A 23,079-nucleotide genomic window follows, 5' to 3' on the forward strand; every position below is an offset into this window, starting at 1 on the left:
AAAGACACCGCATTTAGGTGTCTTTTTTTATGTGGTATATAGTCGATGCACTCTAAAAAGAATATAGCGCTACTGGGATGCTATTTTTAAACGTAGGTTGCGCAGCCTCTGGGAACGCAGCACGCAAGTGAAATTTTAGCGGCCTTGCTGGTTAATAAACACATGACTTTTTTGTTTAGAATCGATTATAGTTATATCACTGCAGCGCCTTTTTGGCCCATCCCGCTTGAATTTGCCTGACACATCCCCACTGTACTAATAAGCCCGACCCAATACCTCGCACGTTACTTGTGAGTAACTGATAATCATCATTTTTATCACATGATTTTTATCGTATTTTTTATAATCACTAGGGTCTGTTAAGCATTTCACTTTTTATTCATATTTTTTATGCGTAGTTTTTTATAATAAAGTCATTACTAACGACCATACTGACCAATAAGGATTTATCATGACTGTATCTGTCAAAGTTTATACCACGCCTATCTGCCCGTACTGCTCTAACGCCAAACAACTGCTAAAAACCAAAGGCGTCGATTATGAAGAAATTGGTATGCACGATATGACGAGCGAAGAGCGCCGCGCATTGATGCAAAAGACCAATAACTATCGCACCGTGCCACAGATTTTTGTGGGTGATACCTTTGTAGGCGGTTTTGATGAGCTCAATCAACTGAACCAACAAGGCAAGCTTGACGAGCTATTGGCTGGTTAATTTACAAGTTTTTTGCAACCTTGTTTTGCGGTTTGTCATCAGCTGTGTAATGATAAGCAGCGGCAAAATAAAACACGGTGTTATGCAATGCGTGTGATAAAACGGCGAGATTGGTCTTTTTGATTCAATCTTGGCTACTATTTCCATAAGGCTTTTATGACGAAGCTTTTGTTGTAGTATTTTTAATCATAACTTGCCCAATCATTTGATTTAATTTTAGAGGAATTATCATGGCTGAAGAACAAGCACAACCACAATTGGCACTAGAGCGCATTTATGTAAAAGACATGTCACTTGAGGTGCCAGGCGCGAGCGTATTTACCAAAGAGTGGAACCCAGAGCTTGACATCAATCTCTCTAGCAACGCAGAAAAGCTAGACGACGATCATTATCAAATCGTCTTGACCGTCAGCGTGACTGCAAAAAATGCAGGCGAAGCTGCATTTATCGCTGAGGTGCATCAAGCGGGTATTTTCTTATTAAAAGACATTCCAGAAGACCAAATCGGTCAAATTCTAGGCGCTTATTGCCCAAATGTGCTATTCCCCTATGCACGCGAAGTCATCAGCGACATCGTCACACGTGGTAGCTTCCCGCAGTTACTGCTCGCTCCTGTAAACTTTGACCAAGCCTACGCACAAAGCCAGCAGCAAGCACAAGTTGATGCGCAAGGTAATGCATAAGCAGTAAGCTGCTAAAGCAGAAAGCTGTTGTGCAAAATGCATATTAAAAGCCGCTTACTTGTCATAGGTAAGCGGTTTTTTTATGAGTATGGTTGTGTGTGGGCAGGGTTGTGCGGGCGTGGCTATATGAATGCGTATCAGCCACAAAAAAACCCTGCTAAGAAACAGGGCTTTCAATCACGGCATCGGTTATCTTATAACAAGATTAACCCTTTAGCGCCGTTAAGATTTGTTGTTTGACATCATCAATCGCTTGCGTGCCGTCAAACTTATCGTAGTTCGGCGCATCACCACCTTCAGCCGCTTTGTTTTGATAAAAATCTACCAGCGCTGAGGTTTGCTGATGATACGTCGCTAGGCGATCACGAATGGTTGACTCTTGATCGTCCTCACGCTGGATCAGCGCTTCACCCGTTACATCATCGATACCTTCGACCTTTGGCGGATTGTGATCGACGTGGTAAACACGGCCTGAGCCTGGGTGCTGGCGACGGCCAGACAAACGCTTGACGATTTCGTCATCAGGTACGCTGATTTCGATAACATGGTCGATTGCAACATCCGCATCAGCCAGCGCTTGCGCTTGTGGAATCGTACGTGGAAAACCATCTAAGATACAACCATTGGCACAGTCAGGCTTAGCGATACGTTCTTTCACTAGGTTAATGATAAGGTCGTCAGATACCAAACCACCAGCATTCATGATGTCTTTGGCTTGTTTGCCAAGCTCACTGCCTTCTTTGATTGCTGCTCGCAACATATCGCCAGTTGAGATCTGCGGAATATCATACTCTTTAGAAATAAACTGGGCTTGGGTACCTTTACCGGCGCCTGGTGGACCTAGCAAAATAATACGCATCATTACACAACTCTCCTTAATAGGTAGGATTTTGGGACTAATAAATACTTAGGGATTGGTTGGTTGCTAAGCTACCTTACCTTGTGGCTTAACAAAGCTCAAGTATTTTCATTATCTGCAGTAAAAAGTCGCAATGACTTCTCTGTTCATATAATGCAGTTGCGCGCTGCTGTGACGACGACAGCGCGCTTACTGAGCAGGTAGTAGTCGCTACTAACAACCGTTATAAATACTAGGGAATTTGTTGATTGATTTCAATATTGGCCTGATTTTGATCGGCACTAATGACCACAGGGTTGCCAGACAAGTCGCCTGACTCAGCCGCCGCGGTGCCGCTATGACTGATACGAGCGATCACTGCCAGCTGTACCTTGTCTGCACGCGCCGATTGTAAGGTGCGTTCAGGCATCATCGCATCGAGATCGCTTAGACTGATAGTGGCCTCGCCTTGTTTGATCACGCTGATCGGTAAACGCTTGGCGGCAAATGGCGGCCCACCGTTGACATCACGTATCGCCACAAAAAGTACATCGTCTGCCTTGACAAGTGGCAACAGGCTGGCGCTGATTCTAATGCTTACCTCTACCCCTTCTGAGGCTTGCTGCTGCTGCGCGCTGACATTGGCGCTGAGCTCATCTAGGCTGGCTAAGGCTTTTGTATGGTCGCCAGGTTTGGCCGCGATACTGCTTCGCAGACGTTTAATCCAGCCTTGTGCCTCCTCAAAGTTATTACTACGCGCCTCGCCCATGGCCATCAGCATTTGCGCGCCTTCGTGGCGTGGGTTTTTGGCCAGCACGTCCTGCAAGACGCGGCGACTGGTGGCGTCTAGTTGGCCTTTATTGGCAAAGAAGCTGATCTGTGCATAGGTCGTCGCAATCTCCTCGTTATCAGGCGATAAGCGATAAGCACGTGACAATGCCTCTAGCGCCGAGTCTGTCGCTTCTAATGACAAAAACAGCTCAGATAAACGCATCCAGCGATTGGGGTCATCAGCATGACGATAGACATTGGTCTGCATCGCGCTGATAAGCTGCTGGCCGTTTTCGATTGCCCATACAGGTGGCTGATCGATTTTGCCAGTCAACAAGTCATCAGCGACTTTTCCGACCTTGTCTTCGGCCGTCCACAGATCAAACACAGGCGTTCGGTCACCCACCATCAGATACGCCAGCGCAGCCAATACAGGCACCCAAACCATGAGGATCAAGCGGCTTTTGATACCAGGGGTGACCATCGGCGTGACTTCACGCTGGGCATCCAATAGTTGCCGCTCAAGCTCAAGCTTTTGGTTTTGGTAGTGAGCATCATCGATGGTGCCACTGTCTTTGTCTGTTTTTAGCTCTGCCAGACGCTCGCGAAACACCGCCACGTTGATATCTAGTAGCTGGTTGTCCACAGAAGTGCCTGATGTACGCGTGGCGCGCAGCCATGGCATGATGGTAATAACAGCAAGGAGTAAGGCAATCAGTAAGCTTAGAGCAATAAATAAGCCAGCAGTAGAGAATATGGTCATTTTTTGTCCTCGGGGCTTGTGGTGTCATGAGCGTCATTATCGGTGCTATTGGCACGCGATAGCAGACGATCAAGTTCGGCTTTTTCGGCGGCAGTCAGCTCCGAGGCGGTATTATCTACCGTCACTCTACTCTGACCGCTCGCTACCAGCTGGCGGCGACGGCTTTGCCAAAACCACCCTATCAATAATACGATCAGTAGCAATGGCGGAAAAAACCATAAAATCCATGTCGATGGACGTACAGGCGGCTTGTAGCTGATAAAATCGCCGTAGCGCTCTTGCATATAAGCGCGAATCTCACCATCACTACGACCGTCTTTTACCATATCATAGGTTTTTTGCTTTAAATCTTGAGCGATCGGCGCATCAGAGCCGGCCAAGTTTTGGTTTTGACATTTCGGGCAACGCAGCTCTTCGATTAGTCCTCGATATTGGGCTTCTTGTTGTGCAGAGTCAAAATCATATACCTCTATCGCCGCGTAACTTACGCTACTGAGCAAGCACGCTAGGACAACGCCTGCTAGCTTCAGTATCAGGGTAGATAAGTGATTGGCCATCATTTACATGCCTCCGCAACCTGAGCTGGATCTGGGCTGATGTTTTTATCATTGGCGTCATTGAGCACCATAAGACAAGGGGTGATACGGCTTTGCCAATTACTCTCGTTTACTTCCCCAATAATATGCTGGCGAATAACACCCTTCCCATCGACCACAAAGGTCTCAGGCGCACCGGTCAACCCCAAATCCAAAGCAAATTGACCAGATAAATCTTGAATAGACATCGAAAACGGATCGCCGCCGCGGTTGAGATAGCTGAGCGCATCACCGATATCGTCTTTGTAGTTGACACCCACCAAGTTGACACCGCGCTCCTCTAGCTGCATCAAGAAAGGATGCTCGATGATACAAGTGGGACACCAAGAGCCCCAGACATTGAGCAAAAACGGCTGATCGGGCAAATTTTCGTTGGTCATGATACGGCTGGTGTCTGACAATAATGGCAACTCAAAAGGCGGCACCGGACGCTCAAGCGCCGTATTGGTCACGATATCTGTGGGCTTACCCAGACGCATATACAGCATAACGAGTAAGCCGATAAACACAATCAGCGGAATCAAGAACCATACTTTTAGCTGCTTTTTGTTCATGGTTTTAGACCCCTGTACAGAGGTTTTTTGGGTGCTATTTTCAGAGGAATGATTGGATGAGCTCATGTGTTTACGCCCCTCTCTTTGGTGCTGGTGTGTCCAAGTCGGCAACCGTGGCAAAGCCTGATTTTTTGGCAGCGACTTGCGCAGGTGTCTTGTCTTTATTAAAACGATAACGCTTGTCAAGCATACTGAGCAGCGCACCTAACGCCATGATGATTGCGCCTAGCCATATCCAGCGAATCAGTGGCTTCACATAGATACGAATTGCCCATTCGTTACTGTCAGCGGCGATAGGCTCACCAAGCGCCACATAGACGTCACGCATGAGGCTAGCATCAACGGCAGCTTCGGTCATTGGCATCATACTGATGATATAGTTACGTTTTTCAGGATACAAAGTTGTGACATCGCGCCCATCTTTGCTGACCAATACTTCAGCTTGAGTAGCATCAAAGTTACTGCCTTTGACTTCGCGAAAGTCCTTAACCGTAAAGTCATAGCCTTGGACATGGACGCTCTCGTTTGGCCCTAGTGCCACATCACGCTCGATGCTGAGCGTGCTGGTAAAGGCCACACCAATGACAGCAATGATGACACCAATATGCGCAGTTTGTTGCCCCCAATAGCTCAGGCGCAGCTGGCGCAGCCCCTGCAGACGACTCGGGGCGTTTTTGGTTTTATCCTTGAAATCAACGACCATCCAAAACAACACCCAAAAACTAATCGCCAATGTCACGCCAATATTGAGCATAGCAGAGGGGCTAGCAAAGTAGGTGATAATCGCAGCCAGTACCAGACTACTTGCGGCAATCACCATGCCAGCGCCTAAGAGCGGACGGCTGTCTTTTTTCCAGCGAATGTTTGAACCCATACCCATCGCGATAAGCAGCAGCCACGTCAGTGGCACAAACAGCGCGTTGAAGTACGGAGGGCCGACAGAGACCTGACCGAGGTTAAAGGAGTCAGCGATAATCGGATATAGCGTACCCAGCAATACCACCAAGGTAGCAATTAAAATAATAACGTTGTTAATCACCAAAAACGACTCTCGTGAGATCAGCTGATACTGACTCTCAACCGTCAAGCGCCAACCGCGCACCGCAAACATCAACAGGCCGCCGCCCACAACGATACCAAGAATCATCAAAACCACCAGCCCGCGCGTGGGGTCGGCAGCAAATGAGTGCACGGAGGTAATCACCCCTGAGCGCACCAAAAAAGTACCAAGCAAGCTCAGCGCAAAGGCAAAAATAGCCAGCATGATCGTCCAAGCCTTAAAGACCCCGCGTTTTTCGGTCACCGCCAGCGAATGCAGCAAAGCCGTACCAGCCAGCCACGGCATGAGTGAGGCGTTTTCTACAGGATCCCAAAACCACCAGCCGCCCCAGCCAAGCTCATAATACGCCCACCAAGAGCCAAGAGCGATACCAATGGTCAAAAACCCCCAAGCCGCTAGCGCCCATGGACGCGACCAACGTGTCCATACTGCATCCAAACGCCCTTCCCACAATGCCGCCATACAAAAAGCAAATGGCACCGCTAAGCCCACATAGCCCATATACAGCATCGGTGGGTGAATGATCAGCCCAAAATCCTGCAAAAGTGGGTTGAGATCTACCCCATCTACGGGCAGATTGGGCAAGGTACGATCAAATGGCGACGAGGTAAAAATCAGCATCGCTAGCATCATGACCTGCACACCGGCCAATATCACGAGTACCCGCGCGCGCATCGACAACGGCAAGCCACGGCTAAAGTAGGAGACCAATGCACACCACGTGGCCATGATGGTCATCCACAACAAGAGCGAGCCTTCATGTCCGCCCCATGTCGCCGAGAGTTTATAGTACCAAGGCAACAAAGTATTAGAGTGCTGCGTGACATAGACGAGACTAAAGTCATTGAAATAAAAGCCTGCCATCAATGCAACAAATGAAAAAATCATGGCAGCAAACTGTGCCCACGCGAGACTGGGCGCGAGACGCTGCCAAGCAACGTGATCGCGCATGACGCCAACGGTTGGTAATACCACCTGCAAAATCGCCAATATAAAGGCGGCCAGCAAGGCAAAATAACCCAATTCTGTGATTAACATACGGTCTAACCTTGTTTACCTTGGATACAATTAAGGATTCGCCAATAGCCTTTTGGCCACTGGCAAACGCGAAATAGTCCTTTATGTGGTCATAGTTTACGGTTAAAAACGGCGGTTTTAATGGCTATAGAAGCTGTAAAACTCGCTACTATTGTCGTAATGTATCAATGGGAATCATTGATACAAAAAACGTATCTGCTATTTATACTGATACTCAGCGATGCGCCCATGACAGATCACTGTACTGAAGGAAAAAACACCAAGACCAAATGCAGCCAGCCTGCCAAAAACCCCGTCAAACCACCAAGGATGATCAGCGTCATCTCGTCCTCTTTAAAGGCAGGACGCAGCAGGTTTTGAAACTCACTTGGCGTCAGCGCCCGAATCCGATCGCGAAACATCCCAAATATTTTACTGGCACGGCTCTCATTGAGCTCAGGATCACGCAGCGGCACCATCGTGGCCACGATTGACTTATCAATAATGGTGTTTTTTAGCTGACCATACTCACGGCGGCCCAGCCCGACACGCAATGTGGTACTGATCACAGGCGACTCTAACACCTGATACAAATGCGACTTCATCAAGTCACGCGTCTGCGGCGCGCGCGCGCCATACATCATCTCATTCATGATGTTTTCTAACGTCACCAAGTCTCGCACCACAATCTCCGCAAACACCTCAGAGACCTCTTCTTGCCGCTTCATAAAACCGCCCTGCAAACGGTACTGGGCAATGTGCGGCATTTGCGGCTGAATAAACGGAAAGCGGCGCCGAACTGTAAAAAACTTCACATAAGGTATAAAATGCGGCTCAACGGGATTAAACACCATCCAAATCGCAATCCAATTGGTCAAAAAGCCCCAAATCGCCGCAAAAAACGGCACGGTCCAATGCTGCGGCACCACCAAAAAGATAAACATCTGGATAATACCAAAGACCAGCCCAATCAAAGCACTGATATGCCAGATAAAATCTATCTCTTTTTGGCCAACTTTCAAAAACATATTGACCATCAAGCGGCGATCACTCTCCATTTTATTGACAATCATCTGACGCATATCGACGAGATCTTCGACATGGTACGTCAAATCCGTCACCAAGGACTGCATGATGCTTGGCAGCTCTTTGTGCGCTTGGGCATAGACGCGGCGCTTGACAGCATATGGCAAGTTGCCCCATAAGGCTGGCGAATGATCGAGCATAATCTCATCAATCAACACCTCAAGGTTTTTATCGACCGTCTCCGTGATAAAGACCGCCATCTGCTCAGGCTCCATCGCCTGAAAAAATTCATCAAGCGACCCAAGCTTTGATAATGTCTGATCGACGATAACACCCGATATCTTACCGGCTTTACGCGGCACGATACCCTGCCAGCCAATACCTGGCAAACCAAAAAACGGAAAGTTTGGGATACGAATACCCCAAAACTTAATCGGATAAAACAGCATTTTGAGTGCCATCCACACGTGTGCCCAAGTGACAAAAGCGGTCACCGGCGGGATGGTTAGCATGGCAAAAAACTCTGGATGCTCAGCGATTGTCTGCCACAATGAAGTTACGTCCATGATTTATCTGGTTCCTGACAGGTTGATTGTCGGTGCTAGTAAATGAGCGTTAGCAAACTTCGAGCGCGGCAAAAAGACGCGCGGCCATCATAACGACTATAAAACAAATCGCCTGATTTTAGCATACTTGCCATTTATTAGCACACGTCGCAGCGCGCAAGTTGTGACTCATATGACAAATAACGGTGAGCCACTGCCAGCGCTGACAAGCCCATCCAACATAACATTCGCGCCCTTTAGGTCGTGTCTACTGATATTCACTTTATATGGACCTGATGATGGTGGTCGGCCAGATAGCGCCTGATAGCAGATAATCGTGACAAACACGCTGACGAGTACTGCGCCCGTGCATGGCTTCTGTTATAATTTGTCCACCAACCGCATAAGATATCAGCCAGTCAGTTGCTAAGATATCTTTTTGAGCAAAGACCATCTATGTGATTGAAACCCTTTGCATTATCCTTTATTCTTACCGCGCTTTGGCAAACCTGTCTATTTGTTTGCTTGTTTTTTGTTATCCATGTTTTGCTGACTCAGCTTTATTGACTCGCTGACCGTTTGGGCTTTGATTTTTATGAATAAACCGCTGACTCCCAATACCGAACAGGTCAATCGTATTTTTACCAATCGCATTATCATCTTTGGCGCTATTATACTTCTAGGCTTGGGTGGTCTGATACTGCGTTATGGCTATCTGCAGGTCTATGCGCATGATAAATATACGACGCAAGCGGACAATAACCGTATCAAGCTGATCTCAGCGCCGCCGAGCCGCGGATATATCTATGATCGCAACGGCATTATCTTGGCCGACAATCAACCTGTCTTTACCGCGATGCTCAGCCCTGATGAGGTCGAAAACCCTGAGCGCACCTTAAACTTGCTGGCGCCTATTTTTGATCTGACAGAGACGGACATCACTGATATTTTGGCGCGTCTGAATAAAGCCAAAAACGATCCAGTCACCATCAAGATTGACCTAACCGAAGCGCAGGTGGCACAGTTTAGCGAGCGTAAACCGTTTTTTCGGGGCGTGACGATTCGAAGTAAGCTGACCCGTTCCTACCCTTATGATGAGCTATTTGCCCATGTCATTGGCTATGTTGGCCGTATCAATGACAAAGAAACCAAGCGTATCGACAAGGATCGTTATGCAGGCACTGACCTCATCGGTAAAATCGGTATCGAAGATTATTATGAAGATATCCTCTTAGGGCAACCAGGCTATCAATCGGTTGAGACCGACGCACACGGCAATATCATCCGCCAACTAGACACCAAACCACCGATCGCGGGCAACGACATCACTTTGAGCTTAGATTATGGCCTACAAAAGGTCGCCCAGCAGCAGCTAGATGGCCGCCGCGGTGCCATTGTGGCTATTGACCCAAAAACAGGCGACGTACTGGCGTTTGTGAGCAACCCAAGCTACGATCCCAATCCCTTTATCTCTGGTATCTCCTTTAAAGATTATGGCGACCTGCGCGACGATATCGATCAGCCGCTGTACAACCGTGCGCTACAGGGCATGTATCCCCCTGCCTCTACCATCAAGCCCTTTGAAGGCTTGGGCGCGCTGCATTATGGCCTACGGGAGTGGGAGACCTCTATCTATGACCCAGGGTATTTTAGCTTGCCAGGCGACAGTCACCGTTTTCGTGACTGGAAACGCGGTGGTCATGGCTCAGTCGACCTCAAAAAATCGGTGGTGATGTCGGTGGACACGTATTACTATAAACTCGCCTATGAAATGGGCATTCAGCGCCTGCATGACTGGATGGTGCGCTTTGGTTTTGGAGAGCAGACGGGTATTGACTTGCCGCATGAGCGTTCAGGTATCATGCCATCGCCAAAGTGGAAAAAAGAAACTTATGATAAAGACTGGCTACCGGGTGAAACCATCTCAGTCAGTATCGGTCAAGGGTATTTTTTGGCGACGCCACTACAGGTAGCCAACGCCACCGCCATGACGGCCAGTAAAGGGCAACATATCACCCCGCATCTACTCAAAAGTAGCGACGGCGCAGCAGATGTAAAGATCATCAGCAAACCGGATGGCAAAATCGACTACAATGGCAAGCCCTCAGACTGGCTACGCATGCATGACGCGATGGAGAGCGTGATAAAAAACGGTACCGGACGCCGTATTTATACCTCCAAATATCGCATCGCAGGCAAGACGGGTACCGCACAAGTCAAGTCCATCGCCCAAGGCAAGCGCTATGATAAGTCTGCACTCGATAAGCGCCACTGGGACCACGCGTGGTTTAGTGGCTTTGCCCCTGTCGATGACCCACAAATCGCGCTGGCGGTGCTGGTCGAAAACGGTGGCGGCGGTAGTACCGTTGCCGCCCCAATTGGCCGCGCGCTCTTTGATTATTGGGTACTGCAGCGGCACGACGACCCTATCTTACCACCGACAGCAGACGAGCTAAAAGCTATTAAACGTCAAAAAGCGTTTGACAAAGCCATGCGTGATGCGCTGCGTGATAAAGAAGAAAAAGCACAAGCTGAGCAAACTGCTAATGCAGCGGCACAATAGGATACATAGGAATAATAAGCAAAATAAAGACCATGACCAGACACGGTAACCCAAGCCATGACAAAAAAACCCTCAAGCAGACGCGCCGCTAAAAACCGCACACCCAAAACCAGCCATCTGGCAAAGAGTAGCTCTGCCGGAGATGTCCGCATCATCGGTGGAGAACACAAGCGCCGTATCGTCCGATTCGTCGACGCCGAAGGCTTGCGTCCGACGCCCGACCGCCTGCGCGAGACATTATTCAACTGGTTACTGGCTGATATACACGGCGCTTATGTGCTCGACAGCTGTGCAGGTAGCGGGGTGTTGGGTTTTGAAGCACTGTCCCGCGGCGCCGCGCACACTACCTTTATCGAGCCAAATCCTGCCCAATGCCGCTTACTTGAGCAAAGCGCCACGCAGCTACGCTTAGAGACTCATCGTTATCAGATTATCCAAGGTACCGCCGAACACGTCCTGACGCACACTCAAACATTGCAACGTCACTTTGATATCGTCTTTATCGATCCGCCGTATGCGCAGGACTTATGGCAGCCTATCTTGACGACGCTCATCGAGCAGTCGTTGATCACAAGCGACACGCTGCTATATCTTGAGGCAGACAAAGCACTAGAGGATCAATTGCAGCAATTGGCCGACCATCTTAGCCAATCAACGACCGGAGCGGCGCCGACAGAACCAACAAGCATCAGCTTTGATTGTCTAAAACAAACCAAAGTTGGCCAAGTTGTCGCTGGACTTTATCAGCTGACACCGTCATAATTACAGCGTGCTTGCAAAAAGTGAGTGATGAGCAAATCGCTTTTCTTTGCCTCCCCGCTTTTAGCAACATCACGCAACACTTACAAAATGTCTAAAACCGCTTAAAAACTGGCCAAACGCTGCAGTTTGATGCATAAAGGCAAAAATAAACCCCAATGCAGCTTGCAAGCGTAGGCGCTACTGCTTATAATGTGCAGTCTGTTTTTTGAGAGCCCCGTTCCCAGCTAAACTCTCAACGAATTCTAATTTTAAGGTTTTATCATGAAAACACTTAGTGCAAAACCAGCTGAAGTGACCCATGACTGGTATGTCGTAGATGCTGACGGCAAAACCCTTGGTCGCTTAGCCACTCAAATTGCTACTCGCTTACGTGGCAAGCATAAAACTTCTTATACTCCGCACGTAGATACTGGTGACTTTATCGTTGTCATCAACGCAGAAAAAATCGCGGTAACGGGTAAAAAAGCACAAGACAAAAAGTACTATCGTCACAGTGGCTACCCAGGTGGTATCAAAGAAACCAACTTCACCAAGCTGATTGCACATAAGCCTGAAGATGTTCTATACAAAGCTGTTAAGGGTATGCTTCCAAAAGGTCCTCTTGGCTATGCGATGATTAAGAAGCTAAAGCTATATGCCGGGGAAGAACATCCACATACTGCACAGCAACCTAAAGAACTAGACATCTAAGGAGTCACTTATGGAACGCAATTACGGAACTGGTCGCCGCAAGACGTCTACTGCTCGTGTCTTTTTAGCGAAAGGTACTGGTGCTATCGTTGTTAACGGTAAACCACTTGATGAATACTTCAGCCGTGAAACTTCACGCATGGTCGTTCGTCAGCCACTAGAATTACTAGACTCTGCTAACGAATACGATCTATACGTAACCGTTGCAGGCGGTGGTATCAGTGGTCAAGCGGGTGCAATCCGCCACGGCATCACGCGTGCATTGATCGAAGCTGACGAAACATTAAAGCCTGCTCTAAAATCAGCTGGTTTTGTTACTCGTGACTCACGTCAAGTCGAACGTAAGAAATTGGGTCTACGTAAAGCACGTAAACGTCCACAATTCTCAAAACGTTAATCAAAGCTATCTCTTATCTTTTTGCGATTGGCCGCTTTATCTCAAAACAGTCCTATTCGCATTAAGCCAAAGAGTAGATTTGCAAAACCTTATAAGCTGGTCACAGCTTATAAGGTTTTTTTATGGCTGTTTTTCTAAGACTATTCTACAAAAACCTGCTACACGCAAAAACCACCTTGTAAAGTATTCAGCACTACCCCATCATGATAGTAACTTTTATTACCTCATCCTTATTATGAAAGCGCCAGAACAATACGACCCCAGCAAGCACCCAAAGACTGATGTATCAGGCTCACGCCCTGCGTCACCTAATCATACGGCCAAAAACAACAGCAAATCACCGACCATCCCTGCCGGTACGCCGACCATCACACAAAACCACAAACGCACCGCACAAGCAGAAAAAAAGCCTTTTGAATGGCAGTTTTTGTTGCCTAAATACTGGGGCATTTGGCTATTATTCTTTTTTATATTACCGATGATATATCTGCCACTACGTTGGCAGTTTTGGTTGGGTCGTAAGCTGGGTATTTTGGCTTACACCGTAGCAGGCTCGCGGCGGCGTGATACGCTGATAAATCTTAGGCTGGCCTTTCCAGAAAAGCCAGAAGCTGAGCGTGAGCTGATGGCAAAGCAAGTGTTTGTCAATCAGGGCATCGGTGTGTTTGAGACCTTATGTGCTTGGTTTCGCCCCAATGTCTTTACTCGTACTGTCTCAATCTCAGGACTACAGCATTTGGTTAATGCGCAAAACGACAATCGCGCTGTGATTTTGTTGGGTGCTCATTACACCATGCTGGATTTGGGCGGTTTACTCTGTACGCAGTTTTTTGCCGCCGATTGTATGTACCGACCTCAAAACAATCCATTGCTCGATTGGTTTATCTACAACGGCCGCACCACTATCTTTGGTAAGCAAATCTCTAGCCGCGATATGCGAAGCCTAGTCACCTCAATCAAAGCCGGACACGTGATTTGGTACTCACCCGATCAGGATTACGGCCTCAAACAAGGGGTGATGGCACCGTTTTTTGGTGTACCAGCGGCCACCATTACCGCCGCCAGACGCATGGCAAAACTGGGTGACAAACAGCATCCACCTGCCCTCATGGCACTGCATACCTATCGGCAAACGCCTGATAACCTACCGCGAGGCAAACGTCCTCATTATCACCTGACCATTACCCCAGCGCTGGAGAACTATCCTAGTAATGACGAGGTGGCTGATGCAACACGTGTCAATGAGATATTAGAAGGACTGATTCGTATTGATCCGACTCAGTGGATGTGGTTCCATCGCCGCTTCAAAAACGGCCCTGATGGTCGTACAGATATTTATAAGTAGACATTGATACCCAAACAAAGCAGTAGGTAAATTTGTTATAATTTGCGCCATCAAATTGAGTCGTTGACGTCAATACCACTCTTTTACTTAAGTAAAAACACTAGGGCCTGTCCTCATTTTAAAAATGGCGATAAAAATGAGATAAATTGCCGCCAAACAAGGAAAATAGCGCAGATAATATCAAGATATTCGTCAGCTATTTGACACCGTTTGGCCAGATTTAGCCGTTTTTAGCCCATTTAGATGGCTATCGATTGAATTGAGGGTACGCCCTAATAGCACTCTAAAAAATTAAAAAGTAAACCAACCACGGATTTATCATGACTAATCAAACTGACGCCCCTAATAAAGAACACAAACGCATCCTCACTGGCATCAAACCAACAGGTATCCCGCATCTAGGTAACTATGTCGGTGCCATTCGTCCAGCGATTGAGTCGATCCAAAATAGCGACGATGAGGCGTTTTTCTTTTTGGCCGACTATCACGGCATCATCGGCTGCTACGATCCTGCTGTCATCCATGAGTCAACCAAAATCATTGCTGCGACGTGGATTGCTTGTGGTCTTGACCCTGAGCGCGTGACTTTCTATCGTCAGTCGGATGTGCCTGAGATACCAGAGCTGGCTTGGATTTTGAACTGCTCATGCGCCAAAGGTCTGATGAACCGTGCCCATGCCTATAAAGCTGCCGTCGATATTAATATGGAAAAGGCAGATGTCGATCCAGACCAAGGCATCAACATGGGGCTGTTTGGCTATCCTGTGCTCATGGCGGCGGACATCTTAATGTTCAACGCCACCCACGTCCCCGTAGGCCGTGACCAAGTACAGCACATCGAGATGGCGCGTGACATCGCTGGCACCTTTAACCATCGCTATAAACCGCTCTTTACCCTCCCCTCAGCGGTCGTTGATGAAGACATCCCTCTGCTGACAGGGCTTGATGGTCGTAAGATGAGCAAAAGCTATAGCAACACCATTCCTCTATTCGGTGAGCCCAATCCGCAAGTCAACGCTGAAAAGCAAATGCACAAAGCCATCATGAAAATCGTCACCAACTCGCAATTGCCGGATGAGCCAAAAGACCCTGATGACTCAGCACTTTTTGAGATTTACAAAGCCTTTGCCACTGCTGAAGAAATCGCGGATATGCGCGCACAGTATGCCGCTGGTATCGGCTGGGGTGATGCCAAGCAAGTATTGTTTGATAAAATAAATAGCGAGATTGCGCCATTTCGCGCGCGTTATGAGGAGCTGATGGCCAACCCCAAAGAGCTTGAAGAAATCCTACAAATGGGGGCGAACAAAGCGCGCCGTCATAGCCGCAAACAGTTAGACAAGGCGCGCCGTGCTATTGGAATACGTCCACTTGCCAAACTTAAATAGCGCCTTACGTGGCAAAGTACGTCGCCATCAGGACAGATGCTAAACATGCAAACCTCAACGACCAAACAATCAGCCGCTTTAGATAAAGCGGCTTTGTCTGCTAGCACGCCTGACAAAAAAGACAGCACCGCTATCAGCCAAATACCGCTACGTATCTATCAAACGCCCATACAACATCTGCCCGATGATCTGTACGTGCCGCCTGGGGCCTTTGCCATTTGGCTTGAGCAATTTGCCGGGCCACTTGATTTTTTATTGTATCTGGTCAAAAAAAACAACGTCGATCTCACGCAAATGCCCATCTTGCCTATCACAGAGCAGTATCTGGCTTATATCAGTGAGCTAGATACCGAGCATTTTGAGCTGGCGGGCGACTACTTACTGATGGCATCCACATTGATTGCGATCAAGTCTGAACTGCTGCTGCCCGCGCCTGAGGTGCCAAGTGATGAGCGTGACCCAAAGGCAGAGCTGATCGAGCGCCTTGAAGAATACGCACAGATCAAGGCGGTCAGTCAACGCTTGGACAATCTGGTGCGTATTGAGCGCGATGTGTTTTTAGCGATGGTCAGCATGCCCAGCACCGAGGTGATGAGCGCCGAATTACCTAGCTATTCACCAACTCTGTTGATCGATAGTTTGTTTAAGATGCAGTTGCAGCCTGATTATCAGATGCACACCATCAAAGTCGATGCCGTGCCGCTGTCTGATCGCATCGCCAGCATCAGCCGTCAGCTAAGCACGGATGGCGCGCGCTCATTTTATGAGCTTTTGGACAATACCCAAGGTAAGATCGGTGTGGTGGTCAGCTTCGTTGCCGTACTGGAGCTGATAAAACGGCAGCTGGTTGGCGTTGTAAATACCGATTTAGAAAGCCGTCCTAACGATGCTGGTACTGATGCTGATGCTGATGCTGATGCTGATAAAGGGGCTGCAGAAAATGACCACATAGAACAACTCACGCTACAGTGGCTGGCTTAATAGTTTTTAGTAGAGAATATATGCAATGACAGACAACCAGCACCAATCGCCAACACAGACGGACGATTATTTAGAGACGATGAGTAAGCATATCGAAGTGCTGTTGCACGCATCAGAGACACCTCTTACTGACACGGTCTTAAAAAAACAGCTGTCGTTAACGGTCGAAGAGCTGACCCAAGCGCTAGAGCGGTTACAATTACGCTTAGCCAGCGGCGTGCTTAGGCTGTACAAGACCGCCAGTGGTTATCGACTACAAATCTCTGACGACTATAGCGCGCTCATTCAGCGTGTGTTTCCGCAGCGTCAAGAGCGCCTAAGCCAAGCCCTGCTTGAGACTCTAAGCGTCATCGCCTATAAGCAGCCTGTGACCCGTAGCGATATCGAGCATGTCCGCGGCGTGACGCTATCGAGTAACATCTTGCGCCAACTGTTTGATAAAGGCTGGATCGTCGAGGAAGGCTATAAAGACACCTTAGGGCGCCCTGCACTGCTGCATACCACGCCGCAGTTTTTGGACGCATTTGGGCTGACGCATTTGGATGAACTGCCGCCTATGCCAGATATGGAAGCTATCCAAGCGATGTCTTAGAGTCTTGCTGCCATAAAAAAGGACAAACCGCGCAAGGCTTGTCCTTTTTTTATACATAGTCGGTTGTTTTGAGGACTAGACTTACTGATTGATGACGTCCACACCCTTTGGCGGGGTGAATTTAAACTGGCTACTACCAATACTCGGGTTTAGCTTGATATTGCTAAACTTGATAGAAGTAGTCTGACCCAAACTGTCATTGAGCACCATCATCACAGGCTTGCCGCCGCTAAAGCTCATCGATAGGCTCTTAAAGCTCGCGCTATCAGCTTTTGGATAAAGCACGTAGTAGTTTTTATTATCATAAGGCTGGGTGATTTTGAAGTTTTTATCAATTTTACTAGGATCACCCGACAGCAATAACGCTGGCGTATTGCCTACTTGGCTATCGACATTTTGTTTGGTCGCTTGTTCTAAGTCTTTATCATAGACCCACATCGAGTTGCCGTTGGCTACGATAAGCTGCTGCGATGGGGATTTGGTTTCCCAACGAAAATTATTGGGACGCTGTACGTTCATCGTACCTGTGAAGGTGCCACTATTGGCGCCTTTGGTGGTTTGGCTAAAGCTTGCGGTCATACTTTTGGTGTTTGCCAAAAGCTTATTTAAGCGCTTAGCGGCCATTAAATTGTCCGCGGGGGCGGCGGTTGCTGACTGGCTGATCGCCATCATAGGGGCAGCCACGCCGAGTGATGTCATCAATACGCCTGTCAACGCACTGCTCATCAGTTTTTGCGTTAAAGTGGTTGGTTTGCTAGATATCGTCATACTCATTCCTCTCTCAACATGCAAATCGCATAAAAATAAAATGTCTTCATTAAAATTGTTTTTTTCAACAAGTGCTTATCTCGCGCCAAAAAATCGACGTGAGTAAACAATGCAGACAGTGTGCCAGTTTTTTTATTACACGCCTAGTCATCGTTTGCAATCTTTACTACGGCTGCCATACACGCTTGTAACTGATTGACGCGCGGCGACTGTACATCATAAACCAAACGCACTGCCCTATGGCGCGTGATTGGGCAAGTTTTTTAGATTCCTTCCAAACCGGTCGTCTAATAGGCCAATAGCCGTCTTTTAAACTCGTAAGCTGGCAGACAATGGCTGATACAAAGCGCCCAACAAAACACTTAGCTCAAAGCAATTAGCTCAAAACGCTCAATAACGTTCGTGAGAAATGACTGGCATAAAAAAAGCCCCTACTGCCATCAGACAGTAGAAGCTTTTTTGTCGTCATTTTATATAAATGAAAGATAAATAAAATGACGTCGCATCATTGCTAAGCCGTTATAGGCCATGAATTATGCGCTTTCAACCGATACATAACGACGGTTGAACTTACCTTTGGTCGCAAACTTTACAACGCCGTCATTTAGGGCAAATAAAGTATGGTCACGACCCATGCCAACGCCTTCGCCTGCGTGGAACTCTGTACCACGTTGACGTACGATGATGTTACCAGCTGTGATAGCTTGGCCACCAAAGATTTTTACGCCGAGCATTTTTGGGTTTGAATCACGACCGTTACGAGTCGAACCGGCAGCTTTTTTATGTGCCATGAGAAAATCTCCTTGTTAATGTGACTTATCGCCAATGCGATAACTCTTAAGCATTTAGTGCGCTAGTTTAGCGATAATCGCTAAATAGGGAATTAGGCATTAATGGCTTTGATTTTTAACAAGGTGTACCATTGGCGGTGACCTTGCTCTTTGTGATAGTGCTTACGACGGTTGTGCTTGATGATACGGATTTTTTCGCCGCGACCATGCTCAACCACTTCAACTTCTACGCTAGCGCCTTCAACAACAGGCTGACCGATTTTGACGTTATCGCCGTCAACAACCATCAACACGTCTTCTAGTTTGATTGTCTCGCCTTTTTCTGCTTTTAGTAGCTCAACTTTTAAAAGCTCATCGACGACAACGCGGTGCTGCTTACCACCAGTTTTGATTACTGCGTACATTGTATGACTCCGTTTAACCCGTGTGCCGTGGCTGATGTTATATCAACGCTTCGATAACGAACACGACAGGGAAAAATTAAAGGCAATATTTTACGGCTTTTTGCTCATAAAAGCAAGCCGCGCCTCTTGTTTTTGTAAGGTGGTTACCTGAATACCATCGTCCGTATCTCCCTGCTTGTCAGTGACGATCAAGCTTTATAAAGGCGGCCGCTATTGCTACACACTTTTTATGGCCAGCAACTGTTTATAACTTACAATCAATGAGTGTGAATGCCCAGTTGCTTAGTCTAGCAGACACGCTAGCAAATACGACGAATGGCTAATGCCTAACGGTGGCCATTATAGCTTATATAATCAGTGACTTACATTGCTTTATTTGCTCTTTGGTTGCTTTTAATGTCTATTCTCGGTTGGCTTTTAGCGTCTACCTTCCCAGCCCAGCACCTATCCGCATCAGCGCACTACACTTTAACCAACCATTCAAAAACACAGCTATGCTATTATAACCAAAACGACGCCTTTGCTATATAAGACCGAGGCTACCAAACTTTTTTATTTTGACTGATATGACGATTTATTATGACCAGTACCCTTTTAGACACGAATACGCCTAACGCTCAGCCCACGCCCAGCTATGCCGATATCCAAAGTATCGTGGCCGATGATTTTGAGATCATGGACAAACAAGTATTTGGCAGCCTGAACTCCAAAGTACAACTCGTCATGAGCGTCTCACAGCATGTGATCAATGCAGGGGGCAAACGTATGCGCCCACTGATTACGCTGCTTTGTGCGCGTATGTTTGACGACAATCCATCAGAAAAAGCGATGCATTTGGCGGCCATCACAGAGATGCTACATACCGCAACCTTAGTGCATGACGATGTGATCGATGAATCAGGTCAGCGCCGCGGCAAGCCCACAGCCAATGCCACGTGGGACAACGCCACCGCCGTACTGGTTGGTGATTATCTAATCGCCCGCGCCTTTAATTTATTGGTTGGTTTTCAAAGCTTGCCATTGTTGCAAGTCTTCTCTGATGGCACTTGTGATATCGCTGAAGGTGAGGTATTACAATTACAGCATCAGCATAATCCAGCCGCGACAGAAACCGACTATCTCAATATTATCGACGGTAAGACCTCACGCCTATTTATGATGGCGACCCAAGGCGCGGCTATTTTGCAAGGACAAGAGCAGCATCTACAAGCCCTAGCTGATTTTGGTCAGCATTTTGGTAATGCCTTCCAGATTATCGATGATGTGCTTGATTACAGCGGCGATAGTGAGCTGATGGGCAAAAACTTAGGCGATGATTTGAGTGAAGGTAAGCCAACGCTACCGACTATTAAGGCGCTTGAGCTACTCAAAAACAGCGACAAGCAAGGTTATGAGCAGCTGCGTATCGCCGTACAAACGGGTAAAACACCGAATGCTGAGCAGCTGATTGAGTTGGTACGCAGCTCCGGCTCATTAGATTACTGTAAACAGCGTGCACTAGAGGAGACGAGATTGGCACAGAAAGCACTGGGCACACTGCCTGACAACCGTTATCGTCAAGGTCTGTACCAGCTGACTGAGCTCGCTAGCGCACGATTGGTATAATGACATATGAATCGTCTGTGTTATTAGCTAATTGAGACGGCTCATTTTTTAGCAGCGTTTTTGAGCAACCGAGCCATAAATATTCATTGATCAAAAGCAACAGTATCTAAAAAGACACCCTCTTAAAACGGGTGTGTCAGCCAAATAGTTACCTTTCTTTAAGTTTCATAAATCCTGACGGTACTATAATTGTGTCAGGATTTTTTAATGGTTAAATACTGATTGACCACGCTCATTAGAGGCTACTGACTGGTCTAAGTCGCTATATTTTAAAGGTCATAGTTAGGGGTTGATAAATTCGTCAATTTGTTGACAAAGCAGATTTTTGGCGGTTTTAAAACCTCAATAACACTATGGCTTTACAATTATAACAAAAAATTACAATAAATTTGCATAGCGGGTTGTATGTCTTCTTATTAGCTGCTAGTTGGTGTAGCAGTTACTATGGCGGGATTTTATTTACTCAGCGAGCACAGTGCGGTCAGTTTTTGTCAGCTTTCCTATCGTGAATCACTTGACTGTGGGGTTACCCCAATAGTTTATAATAACTCTTTAAATTTACTAACCTACTTTGTGGTCTGCCTAAACTTGTAATATCACATTTACCAAATCGCGTCTCAATCAAACTCGCTACTGGCTGCCTTACTAGCGATTTTTATTAAATCCATTGACTCAAAGGTTGAGTATGCCGTACTGGCATGAATGTGCAGAATAAGTAGACCCTCGATATTTCGTACATCAAAATTTATTGATAAACTTTTCATACTGCCATTATTCTTTATAGATATTGCCGAGGACATTGATGAAGCATTCTACTCTTGCGCTTGTAATAGCATCTGTGCTATCTGGAGCTGTACTGGTTGGCTGTGACAAAAACGAGGACGCCGCTGGTGAGCAAGCCGCTCAGCAGCAGATGCCGCCTGCGGTCGTCAACGTCCAAACCGTCACATTTGATACCGTCCCTCAAGTACAGACATTCTCCGGACGTACCGCCGCGTATCAAACCGCTGACGTCCGCCCACAGGTCAATGGTGTCATCGACGAAGTGCTGTTCCGTGAAGGCAGTAACGTCAAAAAAGGCCAGCCCCTTTATCGTATCAATACCGACAACTATGCGTCTTCTGTCGCCAGTGGGCAAGCCGCGGTGCAACAAGCACAAGCCAACTATCAGACAGCACAGGCCAACAACGCCAATGCCAAAGCTGAGCTAGCCAGCCGCCAAGCATCATTGGCGCAGGCGCAAAACGACTTACAACGTCTGCAAGGGCTGGTCGATATCGATGCCATCTCCAAGCAGCAATACGAACAAGCACAAACCGCGGTACGCACCGCACAAGCTGCTGTACAAAGCGCGGCGGCCGCTGTCGCACAGACCCAAGCGGGCATCGAGAGTGCCAAAGCAAGCATTCAAACGGCTAAGGCTGGGCTACAAGCCAGCACGCTAGACCTCAACCGTACCATCGTACGTGCGCCATTGACGGGTCGCACGGGCCGCTCAAGCGTGACGGCGGGTACACTAGTGAGCGCAGGTCAGTCCGATCCGTTGGTGACCATCTCTCGCTTAGATCCTATCTATGTCGATATCAGTCAGTCATCATCTGAGCTACTAAAGCTACGCCAACAAATCTCTGAAGGCAAAGCACAACCAGGTATGAACTCTGTGGAGCTGGTATTAGAAGACGGCTCGGTCTATCCGGTACGCGGTAAGCTTGCGCTGTCTGAGGCCAAAGTCGATGAATCTACAGGCGCGGTCACCTTGCGAGCGATTTTCCCAAATAGCAACAATATCTTGTTGCCAGGCATGTACGTCACCGCTCGCCTCACGCAGAGCGTCATCACCAACGCCGCCTTAGTACCACAAAGTGCGGTCATGCGTACGCCTAAAGGCGACACGCAAGTGTACATCGCTGACAAAAACAACAAAATCCAAGTGCGTCCAGTCACCATCAATGGTACTTATGATGGACAATGGATCGTCACAGATGGCCTGCAAGCGGGTGATAAATTGGTCGTTATTGGTGGCTCGAAGGTCAAACCTGAGCAAGAAGTGGTGGTAAAACCACTAGAGAGCGCCAATCCAGCACCATCTACAAAAGGTGCTGAAGCCAAAACACCGCAGCAAGCGGCAAAAACAATGGATAAGAAGCCAGCTGGTAATGACACCTCTGAAAACAACGCTACCAAAGAAAAATCAACAGAAGCCGCTGCTAACTAATTCCATTCAA

Annotated in this window: 21 protein-coding genes; 12 read left to right on the forward strand and 9 right to left on the reverse strand. The window is 47.6% G+C overall.

The genetic code is table 11. The annotated features are described in order from the left end of the window. Positions 1-451: 451 nt before the first annotated feature. Positions 452-715: a glutaredoxin 3 gene (gene grxC, locus ACNFVB_RS09840; RefSeq protein ID WP_075100643.1), complete on the forward strand. Its 264-nt coding sequence runs from the start codon at positions 452-454 to the stop codon at positions 713-715. A gap of 230 nt (positions 716-945) precedes the next feature. Next, a complete protein-coding gene (gene secB, locus ACNFVB_RS09845) occupies positions 946-1,398 on the forward strand; it encodes a protein-export chaperone SecB (protein ID WP_075100642.1) in 453 nt (150 codons plus the stop codon). Between the two features lie 205 nt (positions 1,399-1,603). Here secB and adk read toward each other — a convergent pair whose 3' ends face one another. From adk to ACNFVB_RS09875, 6 genes are all read right to left on the reverse strand, one after another. Next, entirely contained in the window at positions 1,604-2,257 is a 654-nt protein-coding gene (gene adk, locus ACNFVB_RS09850; protein WP_172953130.1) for an adenylate kinase, read from the reverse strand. Between the two features lie 232 nt (positions 2,258-2,489). Beyond that, the gene (ccmI, locus tag ACNFVB_RS09855; protein ID WP_430737364.1) at positions 2,490-3,770 is read right to left on the reverse strand and encodes a c-type cytochrome biogenesis protein CcmI; all 1,281 of its coding nucleotides are present in this window, start codon (positions 3,768-3,770) and stop codon (positions 2,490-2,492) included. Further along, entirely contained in the window at positions 3,767-4,330 is a 564-nt protein-coding gene (locus ACNFVB_RS09860; protein WP_430737365.1) for a cytochrome c-type biogenesis protein, read from the reverse strand. The genes ccmI and ACNFVB_RS09860 overlap by 4 nt, the downstream gene beginning before the upstream one ends. Beyond that, the gene (locus ACNFVB_RS09865; protein WP_430737366.1) at positions 4,327-4,986 is read right to left on the reverse strand and encodes a DsbE family thiol:disulfide interchange protein; all 660 of its coding nucleotides are present in this window, start codon (positions 4,984-4,986) and stop codon (positions 4,327-4,329) included. Before ACNFVB_RS09865 ends, ACNFVB_RS09860 begins: the two co-directional genes overlap by 4 nt. A 4-nt stretch (positions 4,987-4,990) precedes the next feature. Continuing rightward, complete coding sequence (locus tag ACNFVB_RS09870; protein WP_430737367.1) at positions 4,991-7,018, reverse strand: heme lyase CcmF/NrfE family subunit; 2,028 nt, start codon at positions 7,016-7,018, stop codon at positions 4,991-4,993. Between the two features lie 236 nt (positions 7,019-7,254). Next, positions 7,255-8,589: a hypothetical protein gene (locus ACNFVB_RS09875; RefSeq protein WP_430737368.1), complete on the reverse strand. Its 1,335-nt coding sequence runs from the start codon at positions 8,587-8,589 to the stop codon at positions 7,255-7,257. Between the two features lie 574 nt (positions 8,590-9,163). Here ACNFVB_RS09875 and mrdA point away from each other — a divergent pair. The 8 genes from mrdA (at position 9,164) to scpB (ending at position 17,286) form a co-directional block, all read left to right on the forward strand. Then, a complete protein-coding gene (gene mrdA, locus ACNFVB_RS09880) occupies positions 9,164-11,131 on the forward strand; it encodes a penicillin-binding protein 2 (RefSeq protein ID WP_430737369.1) in 1,968 nt (655 codons plus the stop codon). A 57-nt stretch (positions 11,132-11,188) separates the two neighbouring features. After that, positions 11,189-11,893 (forward strand): 16S rRNA (guanine(966)-N(2))-methyltransferase RsmD, encoded by a 705-nt coding sequence (rsmD, locus tag ACNFVB_RS09885; RefSeq protein ID WP_430737370.1) that lies wholly within the window; start codon positions 11,189-11,191, stop codon positions 11,891-11,893. A gap of 261 nt (positions 11,894-12,154) precedes the next feature. Then, positions 12,155-12,583, forward strand: coding sequence for a 50S ribosomal protein L13 (rplM, locus tag ACNFVB_RS09890; protein WP_075100632.1), 429 nt, complete (start codon positions 12,155-12,157; stop codon positions 12,581-12,583). Positions 12,584-12,593: 10 nt separating this feature from the next. Beyond that, positions 12,594-12,980 (forward strand): 30S ribosomal protein S9, encoded by a 387-nt coding sequence (gene rpsI / locus ACNFVB_RS09895; protein WP_075100631.1) that lies wholly within the window; start codon positions 12,594-12,596, stop codon positions 12,978-12,980. Between the two features lie 235 nt (positions 12,981-13,215). Then, positions 13,216-14,325: a lipid A biosynthesis acyltransferase gene (locus ACNFVB_RS09900; RefSeq protein WP_430737371.1), complete on the forward strand. Its 1,110-nt coding sequence runs from the start codon at positions 13,216-13,218 to the stop codon at positions 14,323-14,325. A gap of 320 nt (positions 14,326-14,645) precedes the next feature. After that, positions 14,646-15,713 carry a tryptophan--tRNA ligase gene (locus tag ACNFVB_RS09905; RefSeq protein ID WP_430737372.1) on the forward strand — a complete coding sequence of 356 codons (1,068 nt, stop codon included), beginning with the start codon at positions 14,646-14,648 and terminating at the stop codon, positions 15,711-15,713. A 45-nt stretch (positions 15,714-15,758) separates the two neighbouring features. Continuing rightward, positions 15,759-16,694, forward strand: coding sequence for a segregation and condensation protein A (locus ACNFVB_RS09910; RefSeq protein ID WP_430737373.1), 936 nt, complete (start codon positions 15,759-15,761; stop codon positions 16,692-16,694). A 25-nt stretch (positions 16,695-16,719) separates the two neighbouring features. After that, positions 16,720-17,286, forward strand: a complete 567-nt coding sequence (gene scpB / locus ACNFVB_RS09915) for an SMC-Scp complex subunit ScpB (protein WP_289056138.1) — start codon at positions 16,720-16,722, stop codon at positions 17,284-17,286. An 81-nt stretch (positions 17,287-17,367) separates the two neighbouring features. Here scpB and lolA read toward each other — a convergent pair whose 3' ends face one another. From lolA to rplU, 3 genes are all read right to left on the reverse strand, one after another. Further along, positions 17,368-18,054, reverse strand: a complete 687-nt coding sequence (gene lolA, locus ACNFVB_RS09920; protein ID WP_430737374.1) for an outer membrane lipoprotein chaperone LolA — start codon at positions 18,052-18,054, stop codon at positions 17,368-17,370. Between the two features lie 533 nt (positions 18,055-18,587). Then, complete coding sequence (gene rpmA / locus ACNFVB_RS09925) at positions 18,588-18,845, reverse strand: 50S ribosomal protein L27 (RefSeq protein WP_075100627.1); 258 nt, start codon at positions 18,843-18,845, stop codon at positions 18,588-18,590. 92 nt (positions 18,846-18,937) lie between these two features. Further along, positions 18,938-19,249: a 50S ribosomal protein L21 gene (rplU, locus tag ACNFVB_RS09930; RefSeq protein ID WP_075100626.1), complete on the reverse strand. Its 312-nt coding sequence runs from the start codon at positions 19,247-19,249 to the stop codon at positions 18,938-18,940. Between the two features lie 579 nt (positions 19,250-19,828). Here rplU and ACNFVB_RS09935 point away from each other — a divergent pair. Both ACNFVB_RS09935 and ACNFVB_RS09940 read left to right on the forward strand, forming a co-directional pair. After that, complete coding sequence (locus ACNFVB_RS09935; protein WP_430737375.1) at positions 19,829-20,854, forward strand: polyprenyl synthetase family protein; 1,026 nt, start codon at positions 19,829-19,831, stop codon at positions 20,852-20,854. 802 nt (positions 20,855-21,656) lie between these two features. After that, positions 21,657-23,069, forward strand: coding sequence for an efflux RND transporter periplasmic adaptor subunit (locus tag ACNFVB_RS09940; RefSeq protein WP_430737376.1), 1,413 nt, complete (start codon positions 21,657-21,659; stop codon positions 23,067-23,069). The last annotated feature ends 10 nt before the right edge of the window (positions 23,070-23,079 follow it).

The sequence above is a fragment of the Psychrobacter sp. VH5 genome (genome assembly GCF_050572635.1).
Taxonomy (GTDB): domain Bacteria; phylum Pseudomonadota; class Gammaproteobacteria; order Pseudomonadales; family Moraxellaceae; genus Psychrobacter; species Psychrobacter celer.

Bases quoted from the DNA above. Each gene is read 5' to 3' on its own strand.
- grxC (WP_075100643.1), top strand. From the start codon at position 452: ATGACTGTATCTGTCAAAGTTTATACCACGCCTATCTGCCCGTACTGC.
- secB (WP_075100642.1), top strand. From the start codon at position 946: ATGGCTGAAGAACAAGCACAACCACAATTGGCACTAGAGCGCATTTAT.
- adk (WP_172953130.1), bottom strand. From the start codon at position 2,257: ATGCGTATTATTTTGCTAGGTCCACCAGGCGCCGGTAAAGGTACCCAA.
- ccmI (WP_430737364.1), bottom strand. From the start codon at position 3,770: ATGACCATATTCTCTACTGCTGGCTTATTTATTGCTCTAAGCTTACTG.
- ACNFVB_RS09860 (WP_430737365.1), bottom strand. From the start codon at position 4,330: ATGATGGCCAATCACTTATCTACCCTGATACTGAAGCTAGCAGGCGTT.
- ACNFVB_RS09865 (WP_430737366.1), bottom strand. From the start codon at position 4,986: ATGAGCTCATCCAATCATTCCTCTGAAAATAGCACCCAAAAAACCTCT.
- ACNFVB_RS09870 (WP_430737367.1), bottom strand. From the start codon at position 7,018: ATGTTAATCACAGAATTGGGTTATTTTGCCTTGCTGGCCGCCTTTATA.
- ACNFVB_RS09875 (WP_430737368.1), bottom strand. From the start codon at position 8,589: ATGGACGTAACTTCATTGTGGCAGACAATCGCTGAGCATCCAGAGTTT.
- mrdA (WP_430737369.1), top strand. From the start codon at position 9,164: ATGAATAAACCGCTGACTCCCAATACCGAACAGGTCAATCGTATTTTT.
- rsmD (WP_430737370.1), top strand. From the start codon at position 11,189: ATGACAAAAAAACCCTCAAGCAGACGCGCCGCTAAAAACCGCACACCC.
- rplM (WP_075100632.1), top strand. From the start codon at position 12,155: ATGAAAACACTTAGTGCAAAACCAGCTGAAGTGACCCATGACTGGTAT.
- rpsI (WP_075100631.1), top strand. From the start codon at position 12,594: ATGGAACGCAATTACGGAACTGGTCGCCGCAAGACGTCTACTGCTCGT.
- ACNFVB_RS09900 (WP_430737371.1), top strand. From the start codon at position 13,216: ATGAAAGCGCCAGAACAATACGACCCCAGCAAGCACCCAAAGACTGAT.
- ACNFVB_RS09905 (WP_430737372.1), top strand. From the start codon at position 14,646: ATGACTAATCAAACTGACGCCCCTAATAAAGAACACAAACGCATCCTC.
- ACNFVB_RS09910 (WP_430737373.1), top strand. From the start codon at position 15,759: ATGCAAACCTCAACGACCAAACAATCAGCCGCTTTAGATAAAGCGGCT.
- scpB (WP_289056138.1), top strand. From the start codon at position 16,720: ATGACAGACAACCAGCACCAATCGCCAACACAGACGGACGATTATTTA.
- lolA (WP_430737374.1), bottom strand. From the start codon at position 18,054: ATGACGATATCTAGCAAACCAACCACTTTAACGCAAAAACTGATGAGC.
- rpmA (WP_075100627.1), bottom strand. From the start codon at position 18,845: ATGGCACATAAAAAAGCTGCCGGTTCGACTCGTAACGGTCGTGATTCA.
- rplU (WP_075100626.1), bottom strand. From the start codon at position 19,249: ATGTACGCAGTAATCAAAACTGGTGGTAAGCAGCACCGCGTTGTCGTC.
- ACNFVB_RS09935 (WP_430737375.1), top strand. From the start codon at position 19,829: ATGACCAGTACCCTTTTAGACACGAATACGCCTAACGCTCAGCCCACG.
- ACNFVB_RS09940 (WP_430737376.1), top strand. From the start codon at position 21,657: ATGAAGCATTCTACTCTTGCGCTTGTAATAGCATCTGTGCTATCTGGA.